Annotated in this window: 1 pseudogene; it reads right to left on the reverse strand. The window is 40.1% G+C overall.

Annotated elements, in window-relative coordinates:
* Window positions 1-7 precede the first annotated feature (7 nt).
* Window positions 8-252: pseudogene (locus HMPREF2933_RS10330) on the reverse strand (IS3 family transposase); the annotation flags it as partial.

Raw genomic sequence — 252 nt, forward strand, 5'->3', positions numbered from 1 at the left:
GGTCGTTTCATCTCTGTTGAATTCTAGTTTCATTATAAAATATGATGTAGATTTGACAATATCTGTTCTACTATCTTTGGTTAAGTTTCTCCAGTTATGGAGATAGAAGGTTTCAGACTTTAGGACAGAATGAAACCATTCGATACAGGCATTATCTGCTGGTGTTCCCTTACGGGACATAGAGCGGGTGATGCCTTTTTCTGTGCAAGCCTGGTAATAAGCTTTTGAGGTGTAGACAGAGCCCTGATCGCT

The organism is Streptococcus sp. HMSC066F10 (assembly GCF_001813805.1).
Classification (GTDB): domain Bacteria; phylum Bacillota; class Bacilli; order Lactobacillales; family Streptococcaceae; genus Streptococcus; species Streptococcus vaginalis.